This is a genomic window from Granulicella pectinivorans, from assembly GCF_900114625.1.
In the GTDB taxonomy this organism is placed as follows: Bacteria; Acidobacteriota; Terriglobia; order Terriglobales; family Acidobacteriaceae; genus Edaphobacter; species Edaphobacter pectinivorans.
In genome coordinates this window covers 2606352-2632999 of the sequence record NZ_FOZL01000001.1, presented here as the reverse complement: position 1 = coordinate 2632999, position 26648 = coordinate 2606352, and the positions used below count along the sequence as shown (strand labels likewise).

The following is a 26648-nucleotide window of genomic DNA, read 5'->3' as shown; positions in this document are numbered from 1 at the left end:
GAGCTGCCTACTCCGGCTTGCCTACCGAGTGCTCCTTGTACGCCTTCTGCACCACGTAAAAAGCCTTCTTCTTCTCCATCTTTTCGGAGAAGAGGCCTTTGCGGTTGTAGCCGTCCTGAAGCCTGGGGATGTTGCGTGTGGTGGAACGGAAGTCCATCAGCACCCATGGCGTCAGGCCACGCACCGCAGGGATCTTTCGCAGCATGTTGAACTGATGCTCATAGACGTTCGCCTCCTGCTCTTCGGTCCAGCGATCCTTCGCGGTCCCGTGATTGCCGAACTTCGCCTCAGCACCAAACTCGGAAAAGATGATCGGCTTGTTGGCGGTGAAGGTCCAGGTCTTCTCATCCGCTTCCTCGGCTTGTCCTTCGTACCAGCCGATGTACTCGTTCTGACCGACGACATCGAGAGCGGCCATGAGGGGATCGTCCTGGAGGATCTGCGGCTTATCCACCTTCGGGCCGATGAGGGCGGATGTGATGAGGCGCGTGGGGTCCGTCTTTCTGGCTTCGTTGGCGAGGCGGGTGAGAAATTCGGTGCGTGCAGGATTCCTCGGCGTCTCGTTCGAGACCGACCAGAAGATCACGGAGGCCTTGTTGCGGTCGCGACGGATCATCTCATGCAGCATGGCTTCGGCCTTGCTGTAGACGGGCTCTTTATCGAAGGAGATGCGCTGCCAGAGAGGGATCTCAGACCAGATCATGATGCCGTCGCGATCGGCTCTGCGCTCCATCCGCTCGTCGTGTGGATAGTGGCAGAGACGCACGAAGTTGGCATTCAAGTCATGCAGCATGGAGAAGATGTTGTTGACATCCTCGTCGGTGTTGGCCCTGCCACCGCGGACGGGGGCCTCCGCGTGCATGTTGATGCCCTGCAGGAAGACAGGTTTCCCGTTGAGAAGGATCTTCGTACCGTCCACCCGGATATCGCGAAAGCCAATGCGATCGGTGAGAGCATCCTGTCCTGCTGAGAGCTCGACGCGATAGAGGCGGGGGGATTCCGGCGACCAGAGAGTCAAGGACTTTGCGTCGACGGAGAAGTCGGCTCGTCCTTGCGAGTCCGTGCTGACGATGGTGTTGACACCAGCCTCGGGGATGTTCAGATGAACCTTCGTGCCGGCGGGAGCATCCTGCACATGAACGTACCCGGTGAGCGTGTGAGCGTCCTTCGCCGAGAAGGTGGCGTCATGCTTGAGATGCACGTCGTAGTCGTCGATGAAGTGCTCCGGCACAGTCACCAGCGAGACATCGCGGGTGATGCCGCCGTAGTTGAACCAGTCGTAGGAGACCGACGGGATATCGTCCTGATGCCTTGTCGAATCGACCGCGATGACCACGGCGTTGGTTCCGGCGTGCGCCGCGCTGGTGATCTCGCAATCGAAGGGCGTGAAGCCACCCTCATGCTCACAGACGCGCGTGCCGTTGACCCACGCGACGGAGCGATAGTTCGCGGCTCCGATATGCAGGAAGGAGCGCGTGCCTGCCTTGGGGGTGTAGACGAAGTCGCGCTGATACCAGACGACGCCCTCAAAGCGGAACAAGGTGGGTTCCTGCGTGTTCCAGTCTCCCGGCACCTTGAGCGTTGGCGCGGTGGCAAAGTCGTATTCGCTGTTGTGGGGCCCGCTGCTGATGTTGGGATGGGTATTGCGCGCGTATCCGCTATCGCGGATCTGGCCGGCGTTGTCGTAGAGTTCGCGGAAGGGCGGCTGCTCCACGAGATAGTGCCAATCGCCGTTGAGGGACTCGGTCTTTCGTTGATCGACACCGACGAGCAGTGTCTGGAGTGGCTTCTGGGCCACGAGGAGCGGCGCAGCAAACGAGAGTGTCAGGACAAGTACCGCGGTGAGCCGGCTTTGCCGGACATATTGGGAAAGACTTGGTACGTGCATTGAATCTCCTCTGGAGGCGAATGGTTCCGACGCATTGCTGCCAAAACAGTTCGTTCGGCAAAGTCTGAAAAGGTAATCTGGGGAATATTACTCTTTTCCGGCAACCATCGACGAGATGCCGGTGAGGCATGCCCGATGGCAGGGGTTGGCGCGTGGAACTGACGATCCGATACCGGAGGCTAGGGCTTGTGGGTGATCAACGTGGCGGGCATACCAGGGCGTGCTGCAGTCCCTTTGAAGTTCTCCAGCTTGAGGCCTGATACGTTCTCCGCTTCCAGGGCGTAGCTGAAGTAAGGAGCCTGGTGAAGTCCCCAGCTTGCGGTGCAGTTGCGCAGTACGGCACCCTGCACGTTTCTGAGTGAGTAGGCAGGTGTGTCGTGCTTCTCCAATCCACCGGGTTCATGCATCGGGTCATCCGCTCGCGTGGGACGATCGTCGAACATGCCACCGGGATATTGGGTCCAGCGGTCGATCTTGACGGAGCAATCTTCCAGAAGGACATTCCTGATTGGCATGTCCGGATGAGCATCGATCCGGAAGCTGTTCTCCGCGACACCGTGAACATTTCTGAAACGAATATTGCTGAGGGTCCCAGTCTTGCCGTTGAGGGTTCGAGGCCAGACGGTTACGGATGCCGCTTCGCCCCAGCCCCACCAGCGAGCTGCGTGATGCTGCGCAAGGAAATCGATATCACGGAACTCCACGTCTTCGATATTCCCCGGCTGGCGATGAGTGATAGTGGGACCGCGACCACCGGAGACGATGCGGCAACGCTCAAAGAGGATCTTCGAGATATCGCCGAAGGTCTCTGTGCCGATCTTGATGCCACTGTCGCGACAGACTACGGAGCAATCGCGAACCGTAACGTTCTGCATGACACCATAGTTCTCCCCTTCCTTTTGCTCACTCGTCTTGAGCACGATGCCATCGTCCGCGCAGACGATGTCGCAGTTCCTGATCTCCATATCGCGGCAACGGTCGGGATCCATGGCGTCGCAGTTTGGCACGTCAAGATAGTTGCGGACCTTGATGCCTTCGACGAGAACATGGTCGCAGCCGAGGGTATGTAGACCCCACTCTGGCGCGTGCCCGAAGGAGATGCCCGATATCTCCAAGCCGGTACACGCGATGAGATGGAACATTCTTGGACGGAAGGGGAGAGGCTCCCAACGCTCATAAACGGGTGAGTAGATGCCCATGAACTTCATGCCTTGTCCGTCAACATGGCCTGTACCGCTGATGCGCACATTCGTGGCACCGTTGGCGTTGATGATGCCATTGTTCCTGGTGAAGGGATAATGCTGTTTATCCGGGCTTGCGAGAAGGACTGCGTCCTCCGCGAGATGGAAGTCGACGTTGCTCTTCAACATGAGCGCACCGACCAGGAAGCGCTTACCACCCGGCACGATGACACGGCCTCCACCGGCGGACGATACCCGGTCGATGGCCTGCTGGATCGCGGCCGTATCCAGCGTGATGCCATCGCCGACAGCGCCGAGCGACGATACGTTGATTTCAGTTCCCGCCATGGATTGCGCGAACGACGGCATCCAATTGAGACCGGCAAGGGAGAGTGAGCTGAAGAGGAAAGATCTGCGCGTCGCCATACGACTCCTGTGCTTCTTTTACTTTAGGGTTTGAGTTCGAGCAAGACGCAACTGTGAGGCGCCAACGTCAGGTTGATCGAGCTCGAACGCTCACGATCTTCATTCGACCACAGTTCCCTGCTGCTGTAGGTTTCCGAGGGCAGGTTATAGAACGCGTAGGTGCGGGATATGGTCTTGTCTCGGTCGTTCAGGTTGAAGAGGGCCAGATAACGGACGCCATTTTTTCCTGCGGCGGTCCATGCAACCGTGTTGCCTTCGCGTGCGACCTGGCGCTGATCATGAGCATACTGATTGACATTGAGGACATCGCGGTTGGTGAGGAGGCTGACGGTCCACTCGTCGAGCCTGGTGAGATTGGCACCGACGATAAGAGGTGAACGCATGATGGCCCAGAGCGTGATCATCATGCGTTGCTCCGATTGGGTTAAGCGGGTCTGTCGTGCCTCGCCATCACCGGGCTCCGGATCGAGATAGCCGAGGGGGAGCATGTCCGCATCGGGCCACTGGCCGGCATGCGCGTATGGAGACCACGCGGCCGCGAGTTCGAACTGATCGTGCAGGCTGCGCGGAGCATGCCGGACGTTCTTCCAGTAGTCCCAGATGTCGTCCGAGATGCGCCACATCTGGGCGTAAGGGAGCAACTCCTGCGCAATGCCTGGCGATGTCGGTCCAGGCGAGAGGCTGAGAACGATGGGCCGCCCTGTCTTCAGGATCGCTTTGTGGATCATGCGAATCTCGGTCGGTTTGTAAGGATGATCCGAGATGCAGTCTACCTTGATGAAGTCGACGCCCCAGCCTGCATACTGCGCGAGGAGAGAGTCGTACCATGCTTGTCCGGCGGGCGTGTCACGGACTCCCCAATTGGTAGGGTCCCATGGGCACGGGTCGGTTGTATCCGCTACATCCTGCGCGTGGAAGCGGCTGTTTGCGACCGGCATGTTGCGACTGACAGACTCACGAGGGATGCCGCGCACGATGTGGATGCCGAACTTCAGGCCCTGAGCATGGACGTAGTCGCCGAGAGCGCGGAACCCCTGGTTTTTTCCGTCGATCATGGCAGAGGGAAACCGCTCCGGCACGGGATTGTAGCGGCCGTATGCATCGAGCTCGTAGACGACCTTCTCCGGCGACTTGAGGTCCTTGGGGTTTTTGAGGAACCATCCTTCGTCGATGACGGCGTACTGCCAACCGAAGGGCTTCAGCGTCTTCGCAAGGATACTGACGTTGTCGCGAAACTGCGGCTCGGTGATCGTCAATCCATAGGCGTCCCAACTGTTCCAACCCATGGGAGGACGCGAAGCAAGTTCGGTCGCCCCGGGGGCTGGAGTTTGTGCGAACGAAGAGAGGACAGCTCCGAAAAGAAGCGTGGAAGCAAGAGCGAACCGAAGATACAAACGACCTCCGAATAGTGCAAGTGAAGCATGGATAAAAGTGCCCGGCGCGACCGATTGCGCGCGCCGGGATTGGGGAAGGGGCGTTAGAAGGTGATCTTCGCCGCGATCTGAAGCAGACGGGCATCGTTGGCAGTCGACGTGATGCGGCCGAACGTCGTGCTCGAATTGATGGCTGTGTTCGGGTTGGCGTAGTTGGGATGGTTGAGCGCGTTGAAGGCCTCTCCACGGATCTCGAGCTGAGAGCGCTCGAAGATTGGGAAGTGCTTGCTGATGGCTACATCGACGTTGGCAAAGCCTGGACCACGAGCCTGCAGAGGAGCCGCGTTGCCGAAGGTGCCAAGCGGTTGCAGAGCGTAGGCCGCAGCGTTGATCCACAGCGGCTTGACGCCTGCAGCCGGGAAAAGATTCTTTGCGTAGAGACTCTGTCCCGGGACGAGATTCGGGCGATCCTGGCCAATTGCCGTAAGCGAACGATCCGTACCGTCATTTACCGTGTAAGGCATGCCCGTGCGGTAGGTGATCAGAGGACTTACCTGCCATGCGCCAAGAGCATAGTTGAGCGTGTGCTGGTGGAACTTCGGTGTCGTGGCAACGCCGGAGATCGTGAGGTTGTGGGTCGTGTCGAAGTTGCAGTTGCCATATTCGGCGGCGTGATTGTTGGGGTCCTGCGGGGGCGGCGTGTTGTCGCCCGTGTAGTTCATGTTGGAGAGGCAGTGCGACCAAGTGTAGTTCATCAACATGGAGAAGTTGTTCGCGAAGCGGTGGTTGACCGTGGCGACGATGCCGTTGAAGTTCGCCATGCCGTAGTCTGCCGTGGCGCTGAAAGCACCATAGCGCGTGCCCGCTGTGGTGTTGCTGGCGATGGCAGCTCGATACAAGATGTAGCGCTGCGAGGTATTGTTCGTCGTGGCGACCGCACCGGACGGCGTGTTTGCAGGCGTTGCGTAGTTGTACGGCTGGAAGCCCCAAAGATGAATGGTGCTGGTCCCGATATAGCTGACCGATGCGAGCCAGTTTGCTGAAAGCTGGTTCTGATAGCTGAGGTTGTACTGGTGCATGTAGGTGCGGCGCAGATTGCTCGGATAGTAGCCCGTCGCCACGTTGCTTGCGGCGAACGCAGCGTTGGCTGGAGCCGGGTATTGCGTGGGATACGGGTTGCCTCCGACGATTTTCTTCCAAGGGTTGTCGAAGGATTTGACGGCATCCGTCTGGTTGGTGGAATTGTCGACCGTGAAGGACTGCGCCGCTGCGTTTGGAGAGTTTCCCGGGAAGCCCGAATCGTAGTAGAGTTCTGGAGCTTCGAAGGTCAGCGTATACGAACCGCGCAGGCTGGACCTGCCGTTGCCCATCGGGTCGAAGGCGAAGCCGGCCCTGGGCGAGAAGTTCGTGAAGCGGGAGTTGATGAAGCCAGGTTTAACACCCTTATCTCCGTAGAAGACGATGCCCGCAGGGGCGTTTGGATAAACGGACGAAACAGTATTCGAGGCGAAGGCCGCTGGGCTGAATTCTCCGCCGATATTGTTCTTCTCATACTCGGGGAACCATGGTTCCCAGCGCAGGCCGGCGTTGATGGTCAGCTTTCTGGTGGCGTGCCAGGTGTCCTGCACGTAGTAGCCGAAGTAGTTGTAGCGAAGATGGGCCGCGGCTCCGGGACCGAAGCCTTGCGCGAAGGTGTTGGGTGCGCCGAGCAAAAGATCGGAGAGTCCAAGACCGGAGTATGAGCCGTTGAAGGTGAACTGACCGTTCTCCGTGTTGAGTCCGGCGAGGTTCAACTCTTCGTGAATATAGTCGAAGCCGAGTTGCACGAAGTGGCTTCCTTTCTGCATGGAGACGTCGTCGGCCACCTGGTAGTGGTTGGTGACGTAGTGCGTGGGAGCGCAGCTTCCGCAGGACGCGGTAAAGGCTCCGCTGACGTTGAGGTAGATATAGTTGGGGACCGACGAGTAGACGTTCGAGCCGATGGTCGCGGGCGAGATGAGGTCACCCGGGGCGCCGCGTGCGATCGCGAGACGCGTGACCGTGCCGCGAAGGGCGTTCGAGATGTTGGGCGTTATGACAAAGTTATCGCCGAGTGTGAGGTACTTGCCGCGGTCCTTCAGGCCCGGGTTGATGGCGTTCAGCAGGTTTCCGTTGAAGATCGCCTTTTGGTAGTAGTTCGTCATGAAGTAGCGGGCGAAGACGTTATGACGTGCGCTGAGGGTGTAGTCGAGACGTCCGATCCACTGATTCTCGTCCTGGGGCGCGGGAACGGAGTAGGAGACGAGACCGGCGGCATTCTGCGTCTGGCCGGTGGGAAGGTACTTCATCAACGCTACCGCAGCAGGGCTGAAGAGCGAAGGGTTGATGGTTGCCGTGCAGGCGGTGGCGTTATAGACGAAGCCAGCCGAGGCGAGCAGCGTGGGGCAGGTGTTGTTCGCGCTGAGGCTGCGCTGGTACTGCAGGTAGGGAGTGAAGTTGCCGGAGAGCATCGCAGCCGTTGGCACGAAGGATGAAGTGCTGGCCGGAGCGATGCGCAACGCCGTGTGCTGATAGCCGCCGAAGAAGAAGAGCTTGTCGTGAATGATGGGGCCGCCGAAGTATCCGCCGAACTGGTTGCGCTTCAGATCGGTGTAGCCGTTGATGCGATTGTTGGCGTTCGCGTAGCTGTTGCGCAGGAACTCGAAGACGCCTCCGTGCCAGAGGTTGGTGCCGGACTTCGTGACGATATTGACGGCGGCGCTGGGGTGAACGCCGAACTGAGCCGACATGCCGGTCGTCTGCACGCTGAACTCCTGCAAGACATCCGGGAAGGGGAACGGCATATTGACGTTGGAGAAGGAGTCGTTATGGTCGCCACCATCGAGCAGATAGTTGATCTGATTGCCCTGGCCGCCGGCGACCGCGATGTTCAGCGCGCCACCGATCGCGCTTGTACCCGTGCTGCCGTAGCTCTTGGTGCTGGTCATATTGCCGTTCACGGTCGGGGCGGAGGCTCCGGAAAGCAGCACGAGGTTGGCCGCGTTACGACCGTTGAGGGGCAAGTCGACGACGCGGCTCTGGTCGACGACCGTCGCAATGGAGGTATCGTCGGTCTGGACCTGCGCTGCCGTTCCGTTCACCGTAATCGTGGTGTCGGTAGAACCGACGGTGAGAGGTGCATCCACGACAGCGTCGTTCGATACCTCCAGGATGATTCCGGTGCGGCTATAGGACTGGAAGCCGGGGGCGGTCACCTTGACGGTGTAGGCTCCGACGGGGAGATTCGACAGCACGTAGCTCCCTGTGCCATTGGTGACGGCCGTGGCGGTTGTGCCGGAGGCGGTTTGCGTTGCGACGACCGAAGCTCCACTGACGACTGCCCCGGTGTTGTCGGTGACCGTGCCATGCATCTTGGCCGAAGAAACAGCCTGCGCGAACGCGTTGTACCCGGGAAGCAGGACGAGGTAGCAGCTCAGCGCCACGGCAGACCTGGAAAGAATTCGCTTCATGTTCAGGAGCGAACGGATCAATTTTATGTTCATGTGTTGCCTCCAAATTTGGTTCCAACGGGAAACGTTTACCCGTTATCCACAGCCGTTGCACGAGTCCGTTTTCGACTTTGGGGCTTCGGTCTCATGGAATCGTTCATTCGCCAACGGGGGGTTCCGGTTTTCTCCAGCCCACGAAGCTTCTTCACTGGCCGATACGACTCGCAAGTGAATTTACGGTGAGGGAGCGGGAGCTTCACGGCCAGTCGGCAGCAATTCGCGTATTCCGAGGGGATCGCGACCGAAAACACGGACGTTAAGGCTTCGCATTCTTACTGTAAAAGGGAGCGTTTCCAGAGCAAAACGGCAGAATGGTATTCTGTCTCTGCTGGTGCCGGATGCAAACGACCCAACTCAATCCGCCTGAAACTTCCTTTCACCCATCCAAGGCGGAGTGGGAGCGGCTCCTAAGCCGCGTGGTGGATAGCACGCCCTTTCGGCGCTCGACCCGGCTACGTGACTTTCTGATTTATGTCGGGAACGAAGTTGTCCTCCACGGTGCAGAAGACCTCCACGAGCAACAGATCGGGACGGCCGTTTTCGGTCGTCCGGCCGCCTATGACACTTCGCAGGACAACATCGTGCGTGTCAATGCGATGGAGTTGCGGAAGAGAATTGATCTCTACTTCACCGACGAGGGGCAAAATGAGCCTCTCCTCTTCGAAATTCCTCGTGGACGCTATGTGCCTGTCTTCCGGTTGCGTCGCCTGGATGCCATCGATCCTCCGGAAATCGGACCTCTAAAGAGTGCCCCATCCGAGGAAGAACGAAACTCCACCGCGCTCAAGGATACTCCGTCGCCCATGGCGGAGACGAGCGCGATGCTGGCGAGGGCGGTGCGCAATGCCCTTCCCGCGATCCTTGTCGTTGTCATCCTCATCCTTACGGCCTGGCTTGTCATCGCCATACGGCGCGACCAGCAAAACCAGAACGCGCTGCACAAGTGGCAAAGCGGCCCTGCGCTTCGTGCATTCTGGGGGAATTTCTTCGGTACGGGACTCGCCCCTGAGATCGTTCTTGGCGACACCTCTTTTTTGCTTGCCCAGGACGTTCTTCGCAAACCACTTTCGCTGGCGCAATACCTCGACTACAGCTATCGTGCTGCTCAGTCGCCCGACCCGCTGAGCAGTGAGGCACGACAACAAGAGCAGAAGGATCTGGCCATTATCTTCAGCCGCAGTTCCGGAAGCCTTGGGGACTTCCGCGTGGCACGCCGGATTACGGAACTGGAAACCGGCAACGAAGGAACTCGTTTACTCTTCGCGCGAGAATACGCCGGGCACCGGCTGCGTTGGAACAATACGATCTTCGTTGGAAGCAGCAAGTCGAATCCGTGGGTCGAGCTGTTCGAAGATCGGATGGCGTACCACTTCAATCGATCCCCCAACCGGACATCTTCTGTCGTAACGGTGGATCATCCCACCGGGAGTGAGCAGGCGGAGTACTCACTCTCGTCCGATCCGGAGACGAGAACAGCCTACTGCGTCATCGTCTTTCTCCCGAATCCAACCGACACTGGAAACACGCTTATCCTGGCCGGAAGCGATTCTCAGGCGACCGAGGCGGCGGGAGACTTTTTGACCAGCGAGGACGGCCTGGAGAAGCTTCAGGCTGTCTTGCAGCAAAAAGCTTTCCCTCACTTCCAGGTTCTATTGCGGATTTCGCGCTTCAGTGGAACGCCCCTTGGCTACGAGATCGTCTCGCATCGCATCATCAAGAAGTAGTGGCGTCCGCGCTATTGAAGAAGGTGATCGCATTCGGAACGAAGCGTGTCATGCGCCCCGATCAGATGCGTTCGTTCTTCCTTGAGCCATCCGCCATCGGTGTTCAGTTGCTTTTCGGCTCTTGCCAACTCCGGATCGAGGGCTGCCGGTGCCGGACCGCCCAGGACCTGCCTCAATGCGATGAAGTGGACGGGATCGAGCGCCTGCACCAGTTGATCGTGCGTTACGGCGATTCCTTCTTTGCGCGCACGCGCGTAGAGATCCGTTGCCAGCGCAGTTGGATCGTCCGTCACTGCCGCTCTGACTGCTGCGGAAACCATGTGATGCGCTTGATGGAAGGAGATTCCGCACTCTCGGACCAGCGTGTCGGCAACTTCAGTCACCGTGAGGAAGCTTCCATGGGCGCGTGACCGCATGCGCTCCGTGTCGAAGGACGCCTCCGAGAGGGCACCGCCCAGGAGTGCGAGAGCGCGCTGCCCGTCATCGAAGGCAAGGGCCACGAGCGGCTGCAACGAGTCTTCGCCATCGTTCATGTCGGCGAAGGGCGTGTTGTGGAGAGAGCCAAGAACCGCCTGCGCCTCATTGAGCGCGCGCGAAGCAAGGATGCGCGTATGTTCCAGCGGCACGGGATTGCGCTTCTGCGGCATGATGCTGCTGATCTGCACGTAGCCATCAGAGAGTCGTAGAAATCCGAATTCGGCAGTGGACCAGAGGAGCATGTCCTGGGCGAAGCGGCCGAGGCTCAGCATTGCCGTTGCGAGGATGCCACAGGCCTCCGCCACATAGTCGACCGCTGCGATCGCTCCATAGGAGTTGACGACGAGACCGCGAAAACCCAGTAGCTTCTCTGTCACATGACGATCGATTGGAAAGCCTGTGGTGGTGATTGCGCAGGCACCGAGGGGACTGCGATTGACCCGCGCATAGCAACCGATGATCCGGTCCGCATCGCGCTCGAGGATCTCGATCATCGCCATCATGTAGTGACCCAGCGTTGTCGGCTGGGCCGGCTGGTTGTGGGTGTAGGCCGGCATGAGGGTGGTGCGGTTCTCCTGTGCGATTCGAAGCAGCGTCTCGCGCAGACGCAGCGAGTTTTCGAGCGTCTGCAGGAGGCGGCCACGCAACACCATGCGGTACATGGTGAGGTCAATGTCGTTGCGGGAGCGTGCCGTGTGCAAGCGACCGGCATCGTCTCGTCCGGCGAGTTCGGCGATCTTTGCTTCCACGAGAAAGAAGAGGTCTTCAACGCTTCCGTCATAGGGAGCTGTGCGCAGCGCCTGAAGATCGAGTGCGCGCAAAGCTCGCATGCAGGCGGCGGCTGTCTTTGCCGTCACGATGTTCTGCTTGCGCAGCATGACCAGGTGGGCCATATCGATTTCAACGAGCGAGGGCAGGAAGAGCCGCTGCGCATCCGCGAAGATAGCCGTCAATACATGTTCGCGATAGATGGGAGCGGGAAACGTGGAGACCTTGGAATCACTATGCATGGGGAGTCATCTTATCGTGCTGGTTTCGTGCAAGGAAGAAGCGGTGGGCGCGAACGCCCACCGCTCCACGGGATCCGGAGCGACCTAGAATTCGATCTTCGCGCCGAACTGCAGGATGCGTGCCTCAAGCACGGTGCTGGTCGGAACCAGGCTGGGTGCGCCTGTGGCCGTGACGGCACCGACTTGTCCAAGAGCCGGGTTGGTGATGGTTGTAGCCGTGGTGTTGATGCTGGTGACGTTCGAGCGATTCAACACGTTGTTCGCTTCCACGAAGATCTGCGGCTTCACGCGTTCGAAGAAGGTTCCGAAGGTCCGGGTGAAACGCACATCCGGCTGCACGATCGCGGGAGTACGCAGCGTGTTGCGACCGACAAACAATGGCCTCTGCTGACCGACGGAAAGAGCATCGCCGTTGAGGTTGCTGCCGGTCACCTCATTCTGCGCATCGCCGCTGCTCGCGTTCACCAGCACGGCAAGGTTGTTGTTCGAGGCCAGAGCACTGAGGAAACGGCTGTTGAACTTGAACACCGGCTGATACACAACCGCCGTCGTGAAGGCATTGGGACGGTTCACGTAGCTGTTGCCGCGATCGCGCTTGCGATTCGTCGGATCCGAGATGTAGTTCGAGTTCTCGTAGCTGTTGCCTTCGGGCGCATCGGAGATGGCATGCGACCAGGTGTACGAAGCGTTGAGCGTAAGCCCACCCGACATGCGGTGCACAAAGTTGGTGATGAGCGCGTGATAGCTGGAGTTCGCGCCGATATCGATCAACCGGATCGAGTTGAACGCCGGGTTATAGCGCGTCGTCGCCGATACGGTCGAACTGAAGGTGGGGCGACCATCGGCGAGTGCTCCGCCAGGGATTGGGATGACGTTGCTGTTGCGCAGGAACTGCAGGTTGCGGCCATTGGTCATGACGTAGCCGATGGTCAGCGCATCGTTCTTGCCCAGCGCCTGCTCCACCTGCGTGTTGATGTTCCAGGTGTACTCGTTCTTGAACTTCGAGGTCAGCGCAAACGGCGTGGGTGTCGGCAGCGACGACACCGGCACATTGTTGAAGGTGTTGGGGAAGTTCGGCGCACCGACTGTCGTGGGTCCGAGCGTTGCAATGAGATTACCCGTGTTTGTCAGACCATTTGCATACAGCGGGTTGTAGTAGCTGTTGGTCGGTGTGGCCTCATAGAACATGCCACCGCTGAGGCGAACGACGGTGCCCTGAAATGGCGAGTACGAAAGGCCGACCCTCGGAGCGAAGTTGCCCATCGGGATGCGGAAGTTTTGGGTCTCCGCTAGAGGAGCATTCGCCAGTCCATTCGGAGCGCGGTATTGGTCATAGCGCACGCCGTAGTTGGCGACCAGCTTATGGGTGATCTGCCAGGTGTCCTGTGCAAAGAGGGCGAAGAACACCGTCTGATAGCCGGCACCAGGACGCCCAATGGAAGCCGTGACGTTGCTGTACGACTTCGTGTTGATGCCGTTCTTGGCATTCAGGTAATCGGCCAGCGTGGCGAAGGTGAACTGCGTGTAGACATCGGCAAGCTGTGTGTCGTTGTTCTTCTGCAGGGCGGTTCCGAACTTGAAGCTGTGACCGCCATGGATCAGGGTTACGTTGTCGGAGAAGGATGGAATCTTCTCCTGGAACTTATCCCCCGCGCTGTTGGTACCGCCGAAGTTCGCCACACCCGAGATCGTCACCATCGGGCCGGGCCCGGTCGCGGCACCCGCGAAGTGCTGCTGGTTGCGATAGGGCCACGATCCACGAAACTCATTCAACAGCGTGGGCTTGAAGGTCGTGATCAACTGCGCGCCAATGATGTGGGCACGATCGCGGAAGTCAGCCTCCGCACTCTGGAGATACAGACCACCCGCATTCGTGTTGAACGGATACGTATTGCGGAAGTAGTTATAACGAACGAATGCTGTGTTCTTCGCATTGATGTTGACGTCGAGACGGGCGTCCATCCACTGTGCCCGCTGCACCTGAGGCGCGGTTCCAAAATCGCTCAACGGCACACCGGCGGCGATCAACGCTGCCTGATTCGCCGGGGTGACGGTGATCGCCTGCGGGTTTCCGCGCTTCAAGTGTTCGTAAGCGCCAAAGAAGAACACGCGATTCTTGATGATGGGTCCGCCCACGCGGCCGGTCAGATCGTCGACGTGAAGGTCAGGCAGAGGCTTGTAGTTCGAAGCGCCCGGATTGCAATTCTGCAGGATGGGGCAGGAGCTCGCCACCTTCGGACGCCAGATGTACTGCACCGCTCCATGCAGCGCGTTGGTTCCCGCCGGGGTGATGACGTTATAGATCACGCCGGCCGTGTTGCCGAACTCCGGGGTGAAGGCATTCGAGATGGTCTGCACCGTATCGGTGTAGCTGTCGGAGATAGCGAAGAGACGAAGACCGTAGCGGTCGCTCTCCGTATCCACCATGCCGTCGAGCTGGTAGTTCACGCGATCCACGAGACCGTTCGTATTCATCGTGCGTGGAATACCGTTCTCCGGATTCGGATGGCCGGAGACACCCGGTTGAAACAGAATGAAGTTGTATGGGTTCCGTGAAGTCAGCGGCAGGTTCTGCGTTTCGGCCGAGGTGATCGTACGGCTGAGATCGGCTCGCGCCGCTTCAATCATGGGTGAATCGCTCGTCACTGTGATCTCAGTGCCGACGGAGCCGGTCTTCAGCGACTCATCCACCGTGCTGTCGGAACCGGCACCCACGTGCACACCGCTCTGGGTGTAGGGCGCAAAGTTGGAGGATGTGGTGGACACCGAGTACGTCCCGATCGGAAGATTCGGCGCGATGTATCGACCTTCGCCATCGGAGGTCAACTGCCGTGTGTAGCCGTTATCGATGTTCTTCACCGTGACCGCCGCGTTGGGGATCGGCGCTCCGGAGACATCCGTGATTTGGCCACGGATTGTTCCATTGATGGACTGCGATTGGCTGAATCCCGATGCTGTCAGGGACAACGTGAGTGCAGAGAGAAGAAGAGTGCGCGACAGCTTAGACATGAGAGCCTCCGAGAAGTTGATGCAGCGGAACGTAGAGATCGTGAAGATCGATTCTGTTGCGACAGGGAGAACAGATAAGCGTCAACAAAGAAGGTTCGCTTCAATGGCAGCGAGAGAAAGCGATACAGCTCCAAAGAGTTGCGCCTGCGTGCTGAGCGCGGACGAGCGCACCTTTGGAATAGCAAAGTCGTTTTCCTGCAGGTAGTGCGTGGTCACCCGGCACAAGGCCGGATGGGCCCCCACACCACCACCCAGCACAATCAACTCAGGGTTATAGAGAAGCGCGATGGTACTCAGAGCCTCGGCAAGAAGGCGTCCCGTGTTCTGGAGTACCTCCTCCGCCCTTGCATCGCCCGCTTCCGCCATATCGAAGATCTGCGAGGCACGCAGAACACTCAACTCCTCACGCACACTGCGCCGCTCTTTGCGCAGGAGTTCCTTCCACCGAGCCTCGATCCCGAGACCGCCGGTGATGCGTTCGAGCTGGCCCGTCTCACGCATCAGCAGCCTTTGTCTCGGCATCCCCGAGACCGAAAGATAACCGATTTCACCGGCTGACCATGTCGCGCCGTGATGCAACGCTCCGCGAAGGAAGATGCCCGCACCCACACCGGTGCCCATGGCAATGAAGACGAAGTCGTCGATGCCGCGCGCCATGCCTTCGGCGTGCTCCCCTACCGCCGCCAGGTTCGTATCGTTCTCGACACCGGCGGGGATTCCAAGCTGGCGCTCCAGCAACGTCCGCAGAGGTACATCGTTCCAGCCAGACAGGTTCGGCGCGGCAAGGACCACACCGCGATTCACATCGGTGATACCAGGTGCCGCGGCGGTGATGTGCAGGACCTTCCCACTGACTCCGGCCTCAGCCACCATCGCCGTGAGCCCCTGCTGCACCAGGTTCACGACGCCGCGCGGAGTCTTCTGGTTCTCCCCAATCCGCGTGTCCCACTGCGCCACCGGGTTTCCGTTAAGGTCTGCGAGCATCATGCGCACGCGTGTGCCACCGATGTCGGCGGCTGCAACGTGACCATGCTTTTCATTGAATCGAAGTATGGCTGGTGGACGCCCACCGGACGAGATCCCATCACCCATTTCTTCCGCCAAACCCAAGCCAACGAGGCGCGATACGCCGATTGAAACCGTGGGGGCTGTGAGCCCGGACAAACGCGCCAGATCCGCCTTGGAGCATGGACTGTGGGCACGCAGCAGCTTCAAAAGGAGACGATCGTTCGCCTCGCGTAACTGCGCCGGCCGCGCAGGTTCCTGCGTCCCAGCGATCGTGCGATGCGTCATCGGGACCTTTGTCGTCATGCGGCGGCGGATTGGAGTAGCACGTCTCGTCATGAGCTTGTGCATGGATTATAAGGAACTTTTAAAAAGTTCGTGCAATCTTTTTTAAAGCAATTTATAAAGTCATTAGCAATCGATCACTTTTTGATGAATATTTTGGGCCTCGCCACGAGAACGCCGATCCCGATCGGGATTCGCAGGAGAATTCGTCGATGAAGTATGGAAGCTGGCAGAACAACGCGAAGAGCTATGCGGTAAGGGCAACAGGACGAACCGTGACCGCCATGTTTCTTGGTGCGGTCAGCCTCTCCGCCGTGGCGCAGACACCGACGCCGGAACCCATGAAGATTCAGGTGGATGCGTCGTATCCGCAGCCTCTTCCCATCGAGCGCGGTGCATCCGGCCTTGCTGAAAGCCTGCGCCGCCTCCATACCCGTGCGAGCCTCATCCAGATCAACGCACATCCCGATGATGAAGACGGTGGGATGCTCGCCTATGAAAGCCGTGGACTTGGCGCGGACGTCTCCCTGCTCGCGCTGAACCGGGGTGAAGGCGGCCAGAACGTGATGACGGGAGATTTCTGGGACCAACTCGGTATCCTGCGCACCCAGGAGCACCTTGCCGCGAACCGCTATTACGGTGTGCATCTCTTTTACACACGCGTCGCGGACTTCGGATTCTCGAAGACACTCGAAGAGGCCCTGAAGCAGTGGGATCACGATCGTGTGCTGCGGGATGTCGTTCGTGTTGTCCGGATCACGCGGCCCATGGTCGTCACCAGCGTCTTCGCCGGGTACGTGTCGGACGGGCATGGCCATCATCAGACTGCTGGCCTCATGGCACAAGAGGTCTTCCATGCAGCCGGCGATCCAACGATGTTTCCTGAGCAGATCAAGGAAGGCCTGCAACCCTGGAAGCCCCTGAAGGTCTATGCGCGCGTTCCGTTTGCGCAGGTTACGCCGAAGGGCATCTTCGACTATGCAACCGGAAAGTGGGAGCCGGTTCGTTTCAAGAACTACGTTACGGGCAAACCAATCGAGGGCGTTCCCACCGCCACGTTGACCGTGCCAGAGGGCGAGTACAACGCGCTTTACGGCAACAACTACCTGCAGATTGCACGCGAAGGACTCAACGAGCAGAAGTCGCAGACCGGCGGCGTTCCTATCCCGGCACCGGGGAAGTTCGACAGCCCGTACCATCTCTATGCTTCGCGGGTAAACGGAGCTGCCCTGCCGGAGCATGAGCAGAGCTTCTTCGATGGCATCGACATCTCGCTTCCCGGCATCGCAGGATACCTGCCCGCAAAGAGCCAGCCCGAAGTCCGCTCCCGTCTCCAGGCCATCGCGGCGCAGGTCGACGAAGCAACGCGCGTCTACGATGCCAACGATCCCGCAAAGAGCGCACCGGCTCTGGCACGTGGGCTGGACCTCACACGAGCTCTGATCGACTCACTCCGGTCCGCCAATATCCCGGAGGAGGCGCGCTACAACGCACTCCACGAACTCGAGTTGAAGAAGGAGCAGTTCAACTTTGCGCTTGGCCAGTCCCTGGGGATGTCCCTGCTGGCGACGGTCCAGGCGAAGATGCCTCAGGTCGGCCGCTTTGGCCCCATGGGCCCCACGGATGGCGTCTTCTCCGGCGCGGCTGCTACCGGTACGGCCATCGCCGGCCAGTCGGTACTCGTTGGCGTCCATGTTGCGGCTCAGGGTTCTACGCCAGTGCAGGTGGACAGCGTTACCCTTATCCCGAACACGGGTGGCGACTGGAAGCCTGTGGAGAAGGGCGGCATCGACGGCGCACTTCAGGCGGGCACTGCGAAGGATGCCTATCTGACCGTGACCGTCCCTGCCGACGCTCCTTATACCGAGCCATACTTTTCCAGGCCCAATCTTGAACAGAGCTACTACGACCTGAAGGCGCCGCAGTATCTCGATCTGCCGGTCATGCCCTACCCTCTCTCCGCGGCGGCGGCGTATACCTTCAACGGCACGCATGCGGAGGTGCGCGGTGTTGTGCAAACGGCTCATCGCGCCAATGGGTTCGGCGTCGTCCTCGATCCCCTGCTCATCGCTCCGGCCATCTCCGTGCGCGTCTCGCCGCCGGCGGGCATCATGCCCCTCACGTCCACGACGCTCGCACTGGACGTCACCGTTCACTCGAGCGTGAAGGGCCCAGCCGAAGGAACCGTAGACCTCAAGCTGCCCGCAGGCTGGACGGCTTCGCCTGCCACTGCGACCTTCCACACGATGCGCGACAACGAAGACGCCAACCTGCACTTCGCCATCACGCCGAAGAACGTGGAAGCGAAGAGTTACGACATTGCCGTCACCGCGAACTACGCCGGCAAGCAATACACTGAAGGCTTCCACACCATTGGGTACCCCGGCATCACGCCCTACCCACAGTATCGCGCTGCAAAGTTCCGTACCACCGGGGTCGACGTGAAGGTTGCGCCAGGGCTCAAGGTCGCCTACATCATGGGAAGCGGCGAGGATGTCCCGCAATCCTTGCGCGACATCGGCATCATGGTCACGCAACTCACGGCGGCCGATATCGCGCAGGCCGACCTCAGCGCGTACGACTGCATCGTGCTTGGCATCCGCACTTATGCGGCACGCCCCGAACTCCGCACCTTCAACCAGCGGCTTATGGACTACGTTCACAACGGTGGCATCGTCATCAGTGAATACCAGACTCCCGAGTATCAGAGCGACTTCGCTCCCTACCCCATTACGGTCGCCAGCGACGCGGAGAAGGTCGTTGAAGAGGATGCGAAGGTCACGATTCTCAATGCGAAAGATCCTCTCTTCACCTGGCCGAACCAGATTCTTCCCTCCGACTTCGATGGCTGGGTGGAAGAGCGAGGCCACGGTTTCCCGAACTCTTTCGACGCGCACTACACCGCTTTGACCGAGGTCCATGACAAAGGTCAGGATCCGCAAAAGGGTGGTGTCATCTATGCGCGGTCCGGTAAGGGCTACTACGTTTATCTCGCTTTCGCCTTCTTCCGTGAGATGCCGGAAGGTGTCCCAGGAAGCTTCCGGATGATGGCCAACCTGCTCAGCCTGAGCAAGAATCCGGGGCTGGCTCACGAGTAGGACATAGCGGTTCGCCCGGGCGAGGATGTCTCGGTGAAACGAAAAGAGCTGTCTGCGGCTGGTTTGAAACAACCACCCACAGACAGCTCTTTCGCTTGATGCACTAGAAGGTGAACTTGCCTCCGAACTGCAGTTGCCGTGCAGGATACGATCCGTTGAGACGCCCGAAGGACGTTCCGCTGGTTGCCGTGGTCCCAAGCGAACTATAGTTCGTGTGATTCAACACGTTGAAGAAATCAGCCGAGATGCGGAAGTTGACGCTGTCGTGGATGGGAAAGATCTTCGCCAGCGTGGCGTCGGTCTGCTCCAACCCAGGAAGAACAACCTGTCCCACGCCGGAGTTGCCGAACGCAGAGCCCGATGGAGCGGTAAAGGCAGCAGGGTTGAGGTACTGCTTCTGGTGTCCGGCGAGACTGCAGCAGTCGCCGACCTGGTAGATGTTCGTTCCCGCAACATAGTTCGCACGACGCGAGCCAAGGGTTGTTGCGCTCGCATTGATGTTGTAAAAAGCGCCCGTCTGCAGGCGAAGGACACCTGTGACGAAGAAGCCACCAATGGTCTCGCGCAACAGGAAACTATGGCCTTTGAAGGTCGGCACCTGATAGTTCAACGTGCCGATAAAAGCATGCTTGCGATCGATGTTGAGCTCACCGTAGTTGTAGCTGAGGCTCTGCCAATTGGCCAGGTCTCCGTTGTTGTTGGACGAGTCGCCGAGCGCCTTGGCAAAGGTATATCCCGCAGTCAGCGTAACCGCGCCCTTTCGCTTGGAGAGATAAACCTGCAGGGCGTTGTAGTTTGAGTTGGAGTCGCTGCGCCACTGGCTGATGGTGCTGAACCCCTTGTATGGGTTGTAGAAGTTTGCGTTGACGGTCGGATTCGCTGCGACCTGCGTGATGCTTGGCGTGTTGATGTTCGGCTGACGCAGGAGGTGATGTCCAACATTCCCTACGTAGGTTGTTTCGAGCAGCATTCCGCCGGGGAGTTCCCGCTGAATGCCGAGAGAGAACTGTTCCACATAGGGGTTCTTCAGGTTCGGGTCGATGGCCGTGATGCTTCCCTGAAGCCCGGTCGTGGCCGGTGTGCCCGCCGTGATGTTGCTGAGGTTCGCGTTATCGAACTCCGTGTTGACGAGGAAAGGCTGGATGTTGACCTGGCTGAAGCCTACGTTTCCTTCCGGCCGGTAATAGAAGACGCCGAAGCCGCCACGAACGGAGGTCTTTTCATCGACGGCATACGCAAAGCCGATGCGTGGTCCAAAGGCACCGTGCATCTTGAAGAGACCACGCGGGGCAACCTGCGGGATCTGTGGATAGGCGGCCGTGTTGATATTCGGGACACGAGCGATCTGATCCGATGGGATCGGATCCGAGGTACGCACCAGGCCGTTGTATGGGTTGCCCGAACCCGGGACGACTTTGCCTCCTGTCGTGACCGTGATCGCGGCCGACGGAATGTAGTACGCCGGATCGAAGTTACCGTAGTTGTTCCCCTGCGCGTAGAGCGGGAGGATGTCCTGCCAGCGGATGCCATACTCGAGGCTGAGTTTGCGTGCCGCCTTCCAGGTGTCTTGAACGAAGACTTCGGGTTGCGAGAAGCGGAAGTGACCCACTGGATCGGCGTTCGCTTCGGTGTAGGACTGGAACTGCCCGAGGAAGGCGTCTGCCAAGGCGTTGCCGGTCGTCGCCGTATTGCCCGCCGTGTTGAAGACGACGTTGCCGTTGTAGTTGGGGCGTCCGTTCTGATCGATACGGTCGCGGATGTACACGCCACCAAGCTTGATGAGGTGGTTGCCTTTGATGATCGTCATGGTGTCTCCGGCCTGGATGTCCGTGGTCGGAGAGTTCAACGCGAAGTAAGGGCCCGAGAAGCCGCTGAAGTTCGTGATGCTGACAGAGGGGATACCGTTTGCGTATTGGCCGGCAGTGGGGAAGAGCTTGGCGAACTGGAAACCGAATGTCGAGCGCAGATAGTTGATCCCGTAGGGTGGGATGTGCTGCGATACGAACGAGAAGTTGAAGGTCGCCTGATTGATGATGTTGGGCCGGTAACTAAAGGTCTCAGAGATCAGATAGCTCTGTCCTGGACGGTTGCGTTGCGTTGGCACTGTGGGCAGACCGCCGCTCGAGAAGGTTCCGAAGGGGTCGATGAGTGAGTTGTGATCGCTGATCCAGCGCCCGAAGATGTTGTTGCGCTCGTTGATCTTGAAGTCGAGACGCACGAAGTCTTCGCGGAAGTCGAGGGGGTTGTTGGGTGTGATGACGAAGTTGTTGGTCGGCAGTGATGGCGATCCCGCAGGGCTGTCGGTAAAGGTACCAAGCGCGCTGATGATCCGATAAACGTTGGCGATCGCTTTCCCGTCTGGGGTGATGAGCGGTGCGATATTGTTGTTTGGAATCGGTGTCGTTGTACCTGGGTAGACAAGCTGGAGCGGGGTTCCATTGGCGTTCAGGAGCCCGTGAAAGTCTCCGTTGAGCAGAGCCGTGCTTGGCACGGTAAGGGTCGTCGGCGTGTTTTGCTGACGCAGCCGCTTGTACTCCTGACCGCCGAAGAAGAAGAGACGGTCGCGCAGGATAGGACCGCCGACGCCAAAACCGAAGTTGTTGAAACGCAGGTGCGTCTTGTAGGTGCTGAAGAAGGGACGGGCATCGAAGATATTGTTGCGAATATCTTCAAACGCAACGCCGTGGAACTTATTTGTACCGCCGCGCGTGACGATGTTGAACGCGGGACCCGAGGTGCGGCCATACTCCGCGGAGAAGTTCGAGGTTGCGATCTTCACTTCCTGGATAAAATCGGGGCCGACATTGTTGATCAGAGAGCCGTTGGATCCCGATGCCTGATTGAACGCGCCATCCACGGTGAGATTGGAGGAGTCGGAGCGATTGCCGTTGATCACCTGGTTTCCGGAAGACAAGCTCGTTGTGATGGAGAAGATGTCGGGATTGGTGACGACAGCGCCGGGGATCAGCGTCAGAATCTGGAGATAGTTGCGACCGTTGAGCGGTAGCGTGTCGATCTCTTTGGTATCGATGACATGCGCGAGTTCGCCTGAGGTTGTGTTGAGCTGCTCGCCCTGAACGGCCTCAACGGTGACGATCTCCGCCGCCGTTCCGACTTTCAATTGAAAGTCGGTGGTAATGTGGGCATCTGCCGAAACAGTGATGCCGGAGCGTTTTTCTCCTCCATACGAGGCCTTGGCCGCCGCAACCGTGTACTGACCGATGGGCAAGTTCGTGGCGACATAAAAGCCATTGTTATCCGTAGTCACGGTGCGCACGGTTTGCGTATTGATCTCAGTGATCACGACCGTGGCTGCAGGGATGACAGCTCCGGTGCTGTCGGTGATCGTACCCGTGATCTGGCCCTGCGATGTCTGAGCCTCGACCGGTCCGCCTGCGAACGCCAGCATCATCACAAGAGCAGCGAGCGCATATCGTATGAAGTTCTTTACCATTCTGCCTCCAAGTTTTCTTGAACTCTGCCTGAGTCGTTCTTCCAGGTAGATTGCTGTCCTTTTGGTTTCGCCATCCGTTGCTTGCGCGAACGCGGGACGACCCAAGTTCGCAGCAAAGCTACCGAACGAAATGAATAGGCTTTCAAGAGCAAAGAAGGTTTACTTGAACGGTCCGACCAATGTCAACTCGTTCATTCGATTTGCGTAAACCGTCGGGAGACGAGGTTCGCAGACCTTGACAGTCCTTCGAGAGGGTGGCGGCCTCATGGGTCGCACCACCCCTTTGCATAGCGCTGAGGCAATTTTCGCTCTATTCCGCATGCGGAATGCGATGAGCGGGACACGCCGTCGGCGATTGGCGTCAAGGGTCGCCAGGCCGTGGGCCTGTGGAAGCAGGTGAAGCGTGGGCGGGGCAATCAAAGGATAAGCGGTACGACCTCTTCTTTTCCATCGAGTAGACGAAAACGGTCGTCAAGCCGCCTACTCAGGCTGTGCCGTGAAGCAGTCCTTTGAGATACGAGAACCCTTGTTGCGCGAGCATCTCGGGGGAGACGGCCGGGTCAGCCCATAGCGCACCCGGAGCTGAGGATTCGGACGCACGATAGCCGAACCCTTCGATCATCAGATATCCTTCGTACCGACTCCGCTGGAGAGAACGAAGAATAGCAGGAAAATCAACGTGTCCCGAACCGAGAAGGCTGCGGTCGTTCTCGCTCATATGCATGTGCTTCACGTGAACACCCAACGACTCGACCGCCGCTGCAATGTTCTTCTCTTCGATGTTCGCGTGGAACGTATCGATCGTGACCCCGATGCGCGGGCTTCCCACCGCGGCACAGAGCTTCGCGGCTTCTTCGCCGGTCCGCACGAAGAAGGTCTCCGAACGGTTCACGGGCTCTATCGACAACGTGACATCATGCGCTTCAAGAAGCCCCACGACGGACTGAAAGTGCTCGATCGCCCAGGTCCATTCGTCCTCTGTGGACCGGTGTCCGGGCAGATAGCCAATCGGCGCGAAGAGTGGTCCACCGAGAAGATGCGCGCCCATCTCTGCCGCAGCTTCGATCGAGCGCACGAGATGATCGCGAGAGCGCTGACGCACGACAGGATCGGAGCTGATGGGGTTGATGCCAGCCGGAAGAATCCCGCAGAGCGTGCAGGCGAGATCGTTCGCCTCGAAGGCGCGACGGATGGCAGCGACGGGGAGCGCCGCTGGGTCAAAGAGCGGGACCTCAAAGGCTTCGAAGCCCATGGTTCGCACGCCGGGGAGCAGGCTGAGATGTCGCTCTTCGAAGTTGGCGGTCCAGGCAAATCCACTGATTCCTAGCTTCATCGACTCCCCTAATTGAGACCCAGTTGCGTTTGAATCTGTTCGAGCGACCTGCCTTTGGTCTCCGGATAGAAGAAGAGCACGACGAAGAACTGAAGAAGCATCATCGCGGCGAAGAAGGCGAAGGGCGCGGCCTGCGAGCGGGCAGCGATGTAGGGGAAGGCTCCGGCGATGAGGGCGTTCATGATCCAGTGCGAAGACGACCCGATGCTCTGCCCCTTGGACCGGACGCGCGAGGGAAAGACCTCCGCGATGTAGACCCAGATGACGGAGCCTTGCGAGATGGCAAAGAAGATGATGAACAGCACAAGAAGCCAAACCAGCAGCGCCTGGTGAGCGTGGGTATAAAAGATGGCTGCTACTCCGAGCAGGGCGACGGTCATGCCGACCGATCCGGTAAGAAGGAGCGTCTTGCGGCCGAGGCGGTCGATGAGGCTCATGCCCAGCACCGTAGCCAGGAGGTTGACGAGGCCCACGCTCACCGTCTGTAACGCAGCCGAGGTAGAGCTGAAACCGGCGGAGGCGAAGATGTAGTTCGAGTAGTAGAGGATGGCATTGATGCCGGCGAGTTGATTGAACATGCCGATGGTGATAGCAAGGAAGATGGGTTTTCCGTATCGACCGTTGAAGATGGGCTCCTGCTGGGTGCCGCGTTCGAGATGGATGGAGTCGACGATCTCCTTGAGTTCGGCGGCGGAGTTGGGTGAGCCCATCAGTTCGAGGACTTCGCGAGCCTCGTCGGTCCGGTTGGTGGTGACGAGCCAGCGGGAGCTGCGCGGGATACCGTAGAGCATCACCAGAAAAAGGATAGATGGGATGATGGCTACGCCGAACTCCCAGCGCCACTGCATGGTGCCAAGATTGCGCGTGGTGATGATGTAGTTGGAGAGATACGCGAGAAGGATGCCAACGACGATATTGATCTGAAAGAGGCCGACCATACGTCCACGCCACTTTGCAGGCGCCAGCTCCGCGATGTAGACCGGACCGAGTACGGAGGATCCGCCAATACCGAGTCCGCCGATGAAGCGGGCGACCATGAGGATATCCCAGTTCCACGCGAAGGCACAGCCGATGGCGGAGATGGTGTAGAGAATCGCCATGATGCGCAGAGCTTCCCGTCCGCCGATCTTCTGGCCGAGCACGCCGGAGCAGAGCGCGCCGATGACCGTACCGACGAGACCGATGAAGACCGTGAGGCCGAGCGTGGTGGGTGTGAGATGGAAGATCTCGGTAAGCTGCTGGGTCGTGCCGGCGATGACGGCTGTGTCGAAGCCGAAGAGCAGGCCACCGAGTGCGCCCACGATCGTGGCTTTGGCGAGATATCGATTCACGTTCTTCTCCGCTGTTGCTAGGTAGTGAGACGGTTGATGGAGATCGGACGGATCTTCCAGGCATCCACCGTGACCTCTCCCAATCCGGTGGTGTGGACGTGGATGTCGGGCGCGGTGGAACCTTCGTAGTAGAAGCGTTTCGTATAGCCGATGCGTTCGCTCACGATGAGCTCGATGACTGAGCCATCGACGAAGGCATGCAGCCTGGGCAGGTCGCCGGGCTGCAGGGCAATCTCGTGTCCGTCGGCGAGGAAAGCGTGCCGCGCGGAGGAGTAGGCGATGTGCATGAGTTCGGTCGTTCCCGTACTGATCGAGAGTTCGAAGTTCTTGCCGGACGAGGCTCTGCAGAGCACTTCGCCGTTGGCTGCCGGCAGTGTGTGGAGCGTCCCTTCCCTGGTCTTCTCCGCGGGGACCGTGCCTGCGCGGAGCTTCGCCGCCTCCGGGAGAGACTGGAGGCGAAGTGTGCCATCGGAGTCGAGACGCATGACACGCGGAAGACTCATCATGCCGGACCATCCCGCTTCCAGCATCGCCTTGTCGTTGCGACGCTCTGGAATCCAGCCCCAGAGGATACGACGGCCTTGTGCGTCGAGCTGCGTCTTGGGCGCGTAGAAGGCGTCGAGGTCGAGGAGGCCGGTTTTGGTGGGCGTGAACTTCATCGTGGCTACGTCGAGTTTGCCGGATTGCCAGAATACCTTGCCAAGCGTGGAATAGATGAGGACGTGCATGCCGTCGAGTGCGAAGAACTCAGGGCACTCCCACATCTCGCCGTCATCGCATGGATTCGGCGTCTTCTTGCCGTTCCAGGTGCCGCTGGTCAGCGGGTGCAGGTATTCCCACGTCTTGAGATCCTTGGAACGATAGAGCAGCACGCAACCGCCGACGCGGGCAATGCCTGAGCCCACCGTCATATAGTACGTGTCTCCCTGCTTCCAGGCGGAGGGGTCGCGAAATCCGGTGATGGCCATGCCAGCGGGTGGCAGAGGCACGATGGGCTGCGGGAGCTTGGTCCAGTGGATGAGCTGCGGATCGTCGGAGTAAGCGAGACACTGCGACTCCTGGAGTTTGTCGGAGCCGTCACGAATGGTGGCCTTGTCGGGCGTGCTCTCCACAACGCCGGTGTAGACCTGGTAGACGCGTTTGCCCACGGCGAGGGCCGAGCCCGAGAAGCAGCCGAAGGCGTCGGGTGAGCCCGGCGTGGGCGCGAAGGCGAGGGGCGCATGCGTCCAGTGGAGCATGTCGGGGCTCGTGGAGTGATACCAGCTCATATCTCCCCAGGTGGCCGCGTGCGGGTTGTACTGGAAGAACATGTGGTACTTGCCGTTGAAGAAGATGGGGCCGTTGGGATCGTTCATCCAGTTCTTCGCGGGAAGCAGGTGGAACTTTGGACGGCGTGGGTCGGATGCGAGCGGACTGCTCTGCGCCAACAGAGCGCGGGGTGTGAGGGCCAGGGTGGCGGCCGTTGCGAGAAACTCGCGGCGGGTTGGGGAGAGACTGCGCTTCATTCCTGACTCCTCTTTGCAGCGT

At 59.3% G+C, this 26648-nt stretch carries 13 protein-coding genes; 2 read left to right on the top strand and 11 right to left on the bottom strand.

Annotated features, from left to right (window positions below; genetic code table 11):
* Positions 1-7 precede the first annotated feature (7 nt).
* From BM400_RS10460 to BM400_RS10445, 4 genes are all read right to left on the bottom strand, one after another.
* On the bottom strand, positions 8-1888 hold the full coding sequence (locus BM400_RS10460) for a glycoside hydrolase family 2 protein (RefSeq protein ID WP_089839097.1): 1881 nt from the start codon (positions 1886-1888) through the stop codon (positions 8-10).
* A gap of 179 nt (positions 1889-2067) precedes the next feature.
* A complete protein-coding gene (locus BM400_RS10455; protein ID WP_089839094.1) occupies positions 2068-3495 on the bottom strand; it encodes a glycoside hydrolase family 28 protein in 1428 nt (475 codons plus the stop codon).
* 23 nt (positions 3496-3518) lie between these two features.
* A complete protein-coding gene (locus tag BM400_RS10450; protein ID WP_089841734.1) occupies positions 3519-4781 on the bottom strand; it encodes a glycoside hydrolase family 27 protein in 1263 nt (420 codons plus the stop codon).
* A 191-nt stretch (positions 4782-4972) separates the two neighbouring features.
* Complete coding sequence (locus BM400_RS10445; protein ID WP_175528971.1) at positions 4973-8356, bottom strand: TonB-dependent receptor; 3384 nt, start codon at positions 8354-8356, stop codon at positions 4973-4975.
* A 377-nt stretch (positions 8357-8733) separates the two neighbouring features.
* On the opposite strand from BM400_RS10445, the gene BM400_RS10440 reads away from it, so the two are divergent.
* Positions 8734-10119 (top strand): hypothetical protein, encoded by a 1386-nt coding sequence (locus BM400_RS10440; RefSeq protein WP_089839091.1) that lies wholly within the window; start codon positions 8734-8736, stop codon positions 10117-10119.
* A gap of 11 nt (positions 10120-10130) precedes the next feature.
* Here the strand turns inward: BM400_RS10440 and argH are convergent, their stop codons facing one another.
* The 3 genes from argH to BM400_RS10425 form a co-directional block, all read right to left on the bottom strand.
* Entirely contained in the window at positions 10131-11606 is a 1476-nt protein-coding gene (gene argH / locus BM400_RS10435) for an argininosuccinate lyase (RefSeq protein WP_089839089.1), read from the bottom strand.
* Positions 11607-11690: 84 nt separating this feature from the next.
* Positions 11691-14615 (bottom strand): TonB-dependent receptor, encoded by a 2925-nt coding sequence (locus BM400_RS10430; RefSeq protein WP_089839087.1) that lies wholly within the window; start codon positions 14613-14615, stop codon positions 11691-11693.
* Between the two features lie 81 nt (positions 14616-14696).
* Positions 14697-15926 carry an ROK family transcriptional regulator gene (locus BM400_RS10425; RefSeq protein WP_089839086.1) on the bottom strand — a complete coding sequence of 410 codons (1230 nt, stop codon included), beginning with the start codon at positions 15924-15926 and terminating at the stop codon, positions 14697-14699.
* Positions 15927-16117: 191 nt separating this feature from the next.
* On the opposite strand from BM400_RS10425, the gene BM400_RS10420 reads away from it, so the two are divergent.
* On the top strand, positions 16118-19003 hold the full coding sequence (locus BM400_RS10420) for a PIG-L family deacetylase (RefSeq protein ID WP_245781808.1): 2886 nt from the start codon (positions 16118-16120) through the stop codon (positions 19001-19003).
* A gap of 103 nt (positions 19004-19106) precedes the next feature.
* Here BM400_RS10420 and BM400_RS10415 read toward each other — a convergent pair whose 3' ends face one another.
* The 4 genes from BM400_RS10415 to BM400_RS22540 all read right to left on the bottom strand — a co-directional run bounded on the left by BM400_RS10415 (position 19107) and on the right by BM400_RS22540 (position 26626).
* Complete coding sequence (locus BM400_RS10415; RefSeq protein WP_089839084.1) at positions 19107-22457, bottom strand: TonB-dependent receptor; 3351 nt, start codon at positions 22455-22457, stop codon at positions 19107-19109.
* Positions 22458-22941: 484 nt separating this feature from the next.
* On the bottom strand, positions 22942-23790 hold the full coding sequence (locus BM400_RS10410; RefSeq protein WP_089839082.1) for a sugar phosphate isomerase/epimerase family protein: 849 nt from the start codon (positions 23788-23790) through the stop codon (positions 22942-22944).
* Positions 23791-23798: 8 nt separating this feature from the next.
* The gene (locus tag BM400_RS10405; RefSeq protein ID WP_245781807.1) at positions 23799-25121 is read right to left on the bottom strand and encodes a sugar porter family MFS transporter; all 1323 of its coding nucleotides are present in this window, start codon (positions 25119-25121) and stop codon (positions 23799-23801) included.
* Between the two features lie 17 nt (positions 25122-25138).
* Positions 25139-26626: a glycoside hydrolase family 32 protein gene (locus BM400_RS22540; protein WP_089839078.1), complete on the bottom strand. Its 1488-nt coding sequence runs from the start codon at positions 26624-26626 to the stop codon at positions 25139-25141.
* Between the last annotated feature and the right edge of the window lie 22 nt (positions 26627-26648).

Coding starts and splice junctions, on each gene's coding strand:
- BM400_RS10425 (WP_089839086.1), bottom strand. CDS start 15,926: ATGACGACAAAGGTCCCGATGACGCATCGCACGATCGCTGGGACGCAG.
- BM400_RS10415 (WP_089839084.1), bottom strand. CDS start 22,457: ATGGTAAAGAACTTCATACGATATGCGCTCGCTGCTCTTGTGATGATG.
- argH (WP_089839089.1), bottom strand. CDS start 11,606: ATGCATAGTGATTCCAAGGTCTCCACGTTTCCCGCTCCCATCTATCGC.
- BM400_RS10445 (WP_175528971.1), bottom strand. CDS start 8,356: ATGAAGCGAATTCTTTCCAGGTCTGCCGTGGCGCTGAGCTGCTACCTC.
- BM400_RS10440 (WP_089839091.1), top strand. CDS start 8,734: ATGCAAACGACCCAACTCAATCCGCCTGAAACTTCCTTTCACCCATCC.
- BM400_RS10455 (WP_089839094.1), bottom strand. CDS start 3,495: ATGGCGACGCGCAGATCTTTCCTCTTCAGCTCACTCTCCCTTGCCGGT.
- BM400_RS10430 (WP_089839087.1), bottom strand. CDS start 14,615: ATGTCTAAGCTGTCGCGCACTCTTCTTCTCTCTGCACTCACGTTGTCC.
- BM400_RS10460 (WP_089839097.1), bottom strand. CDS start 1,888: ATGCACGTACCAAGTCTTTCCCAATATGTCCGGCAAAGCCGGCTCACC.
- BM400_RS10410 (WP_089839082.1), bottom strand. CDS start 23,790: ATGAAGCTAGGAATCAGTGGATTTGCCTGGACCGCCAACTTCGAAGAG.
- BM400_RS10420 (WP_245781808.1), top strand. CDS start 16,118: ATGAAGTATGGAAGCTGGCAGAACAACGCGAAGAGCTATGCGGTAAGG.
- BM400_RS22540 (WP_089839078.1), bottom strand. CDS start 26,626: ATGAAGCGCAGTCTCTCCCCAACCCGCCGCGAGTTTCTCGCAACGGCC.
- BM400_RS10450 (WP_089841734.1), bottom strand. CDS start 4,781: ATGGGTTGGAACAGTTGGGACGCCTATGGATTGACGATCACCGAGCCG.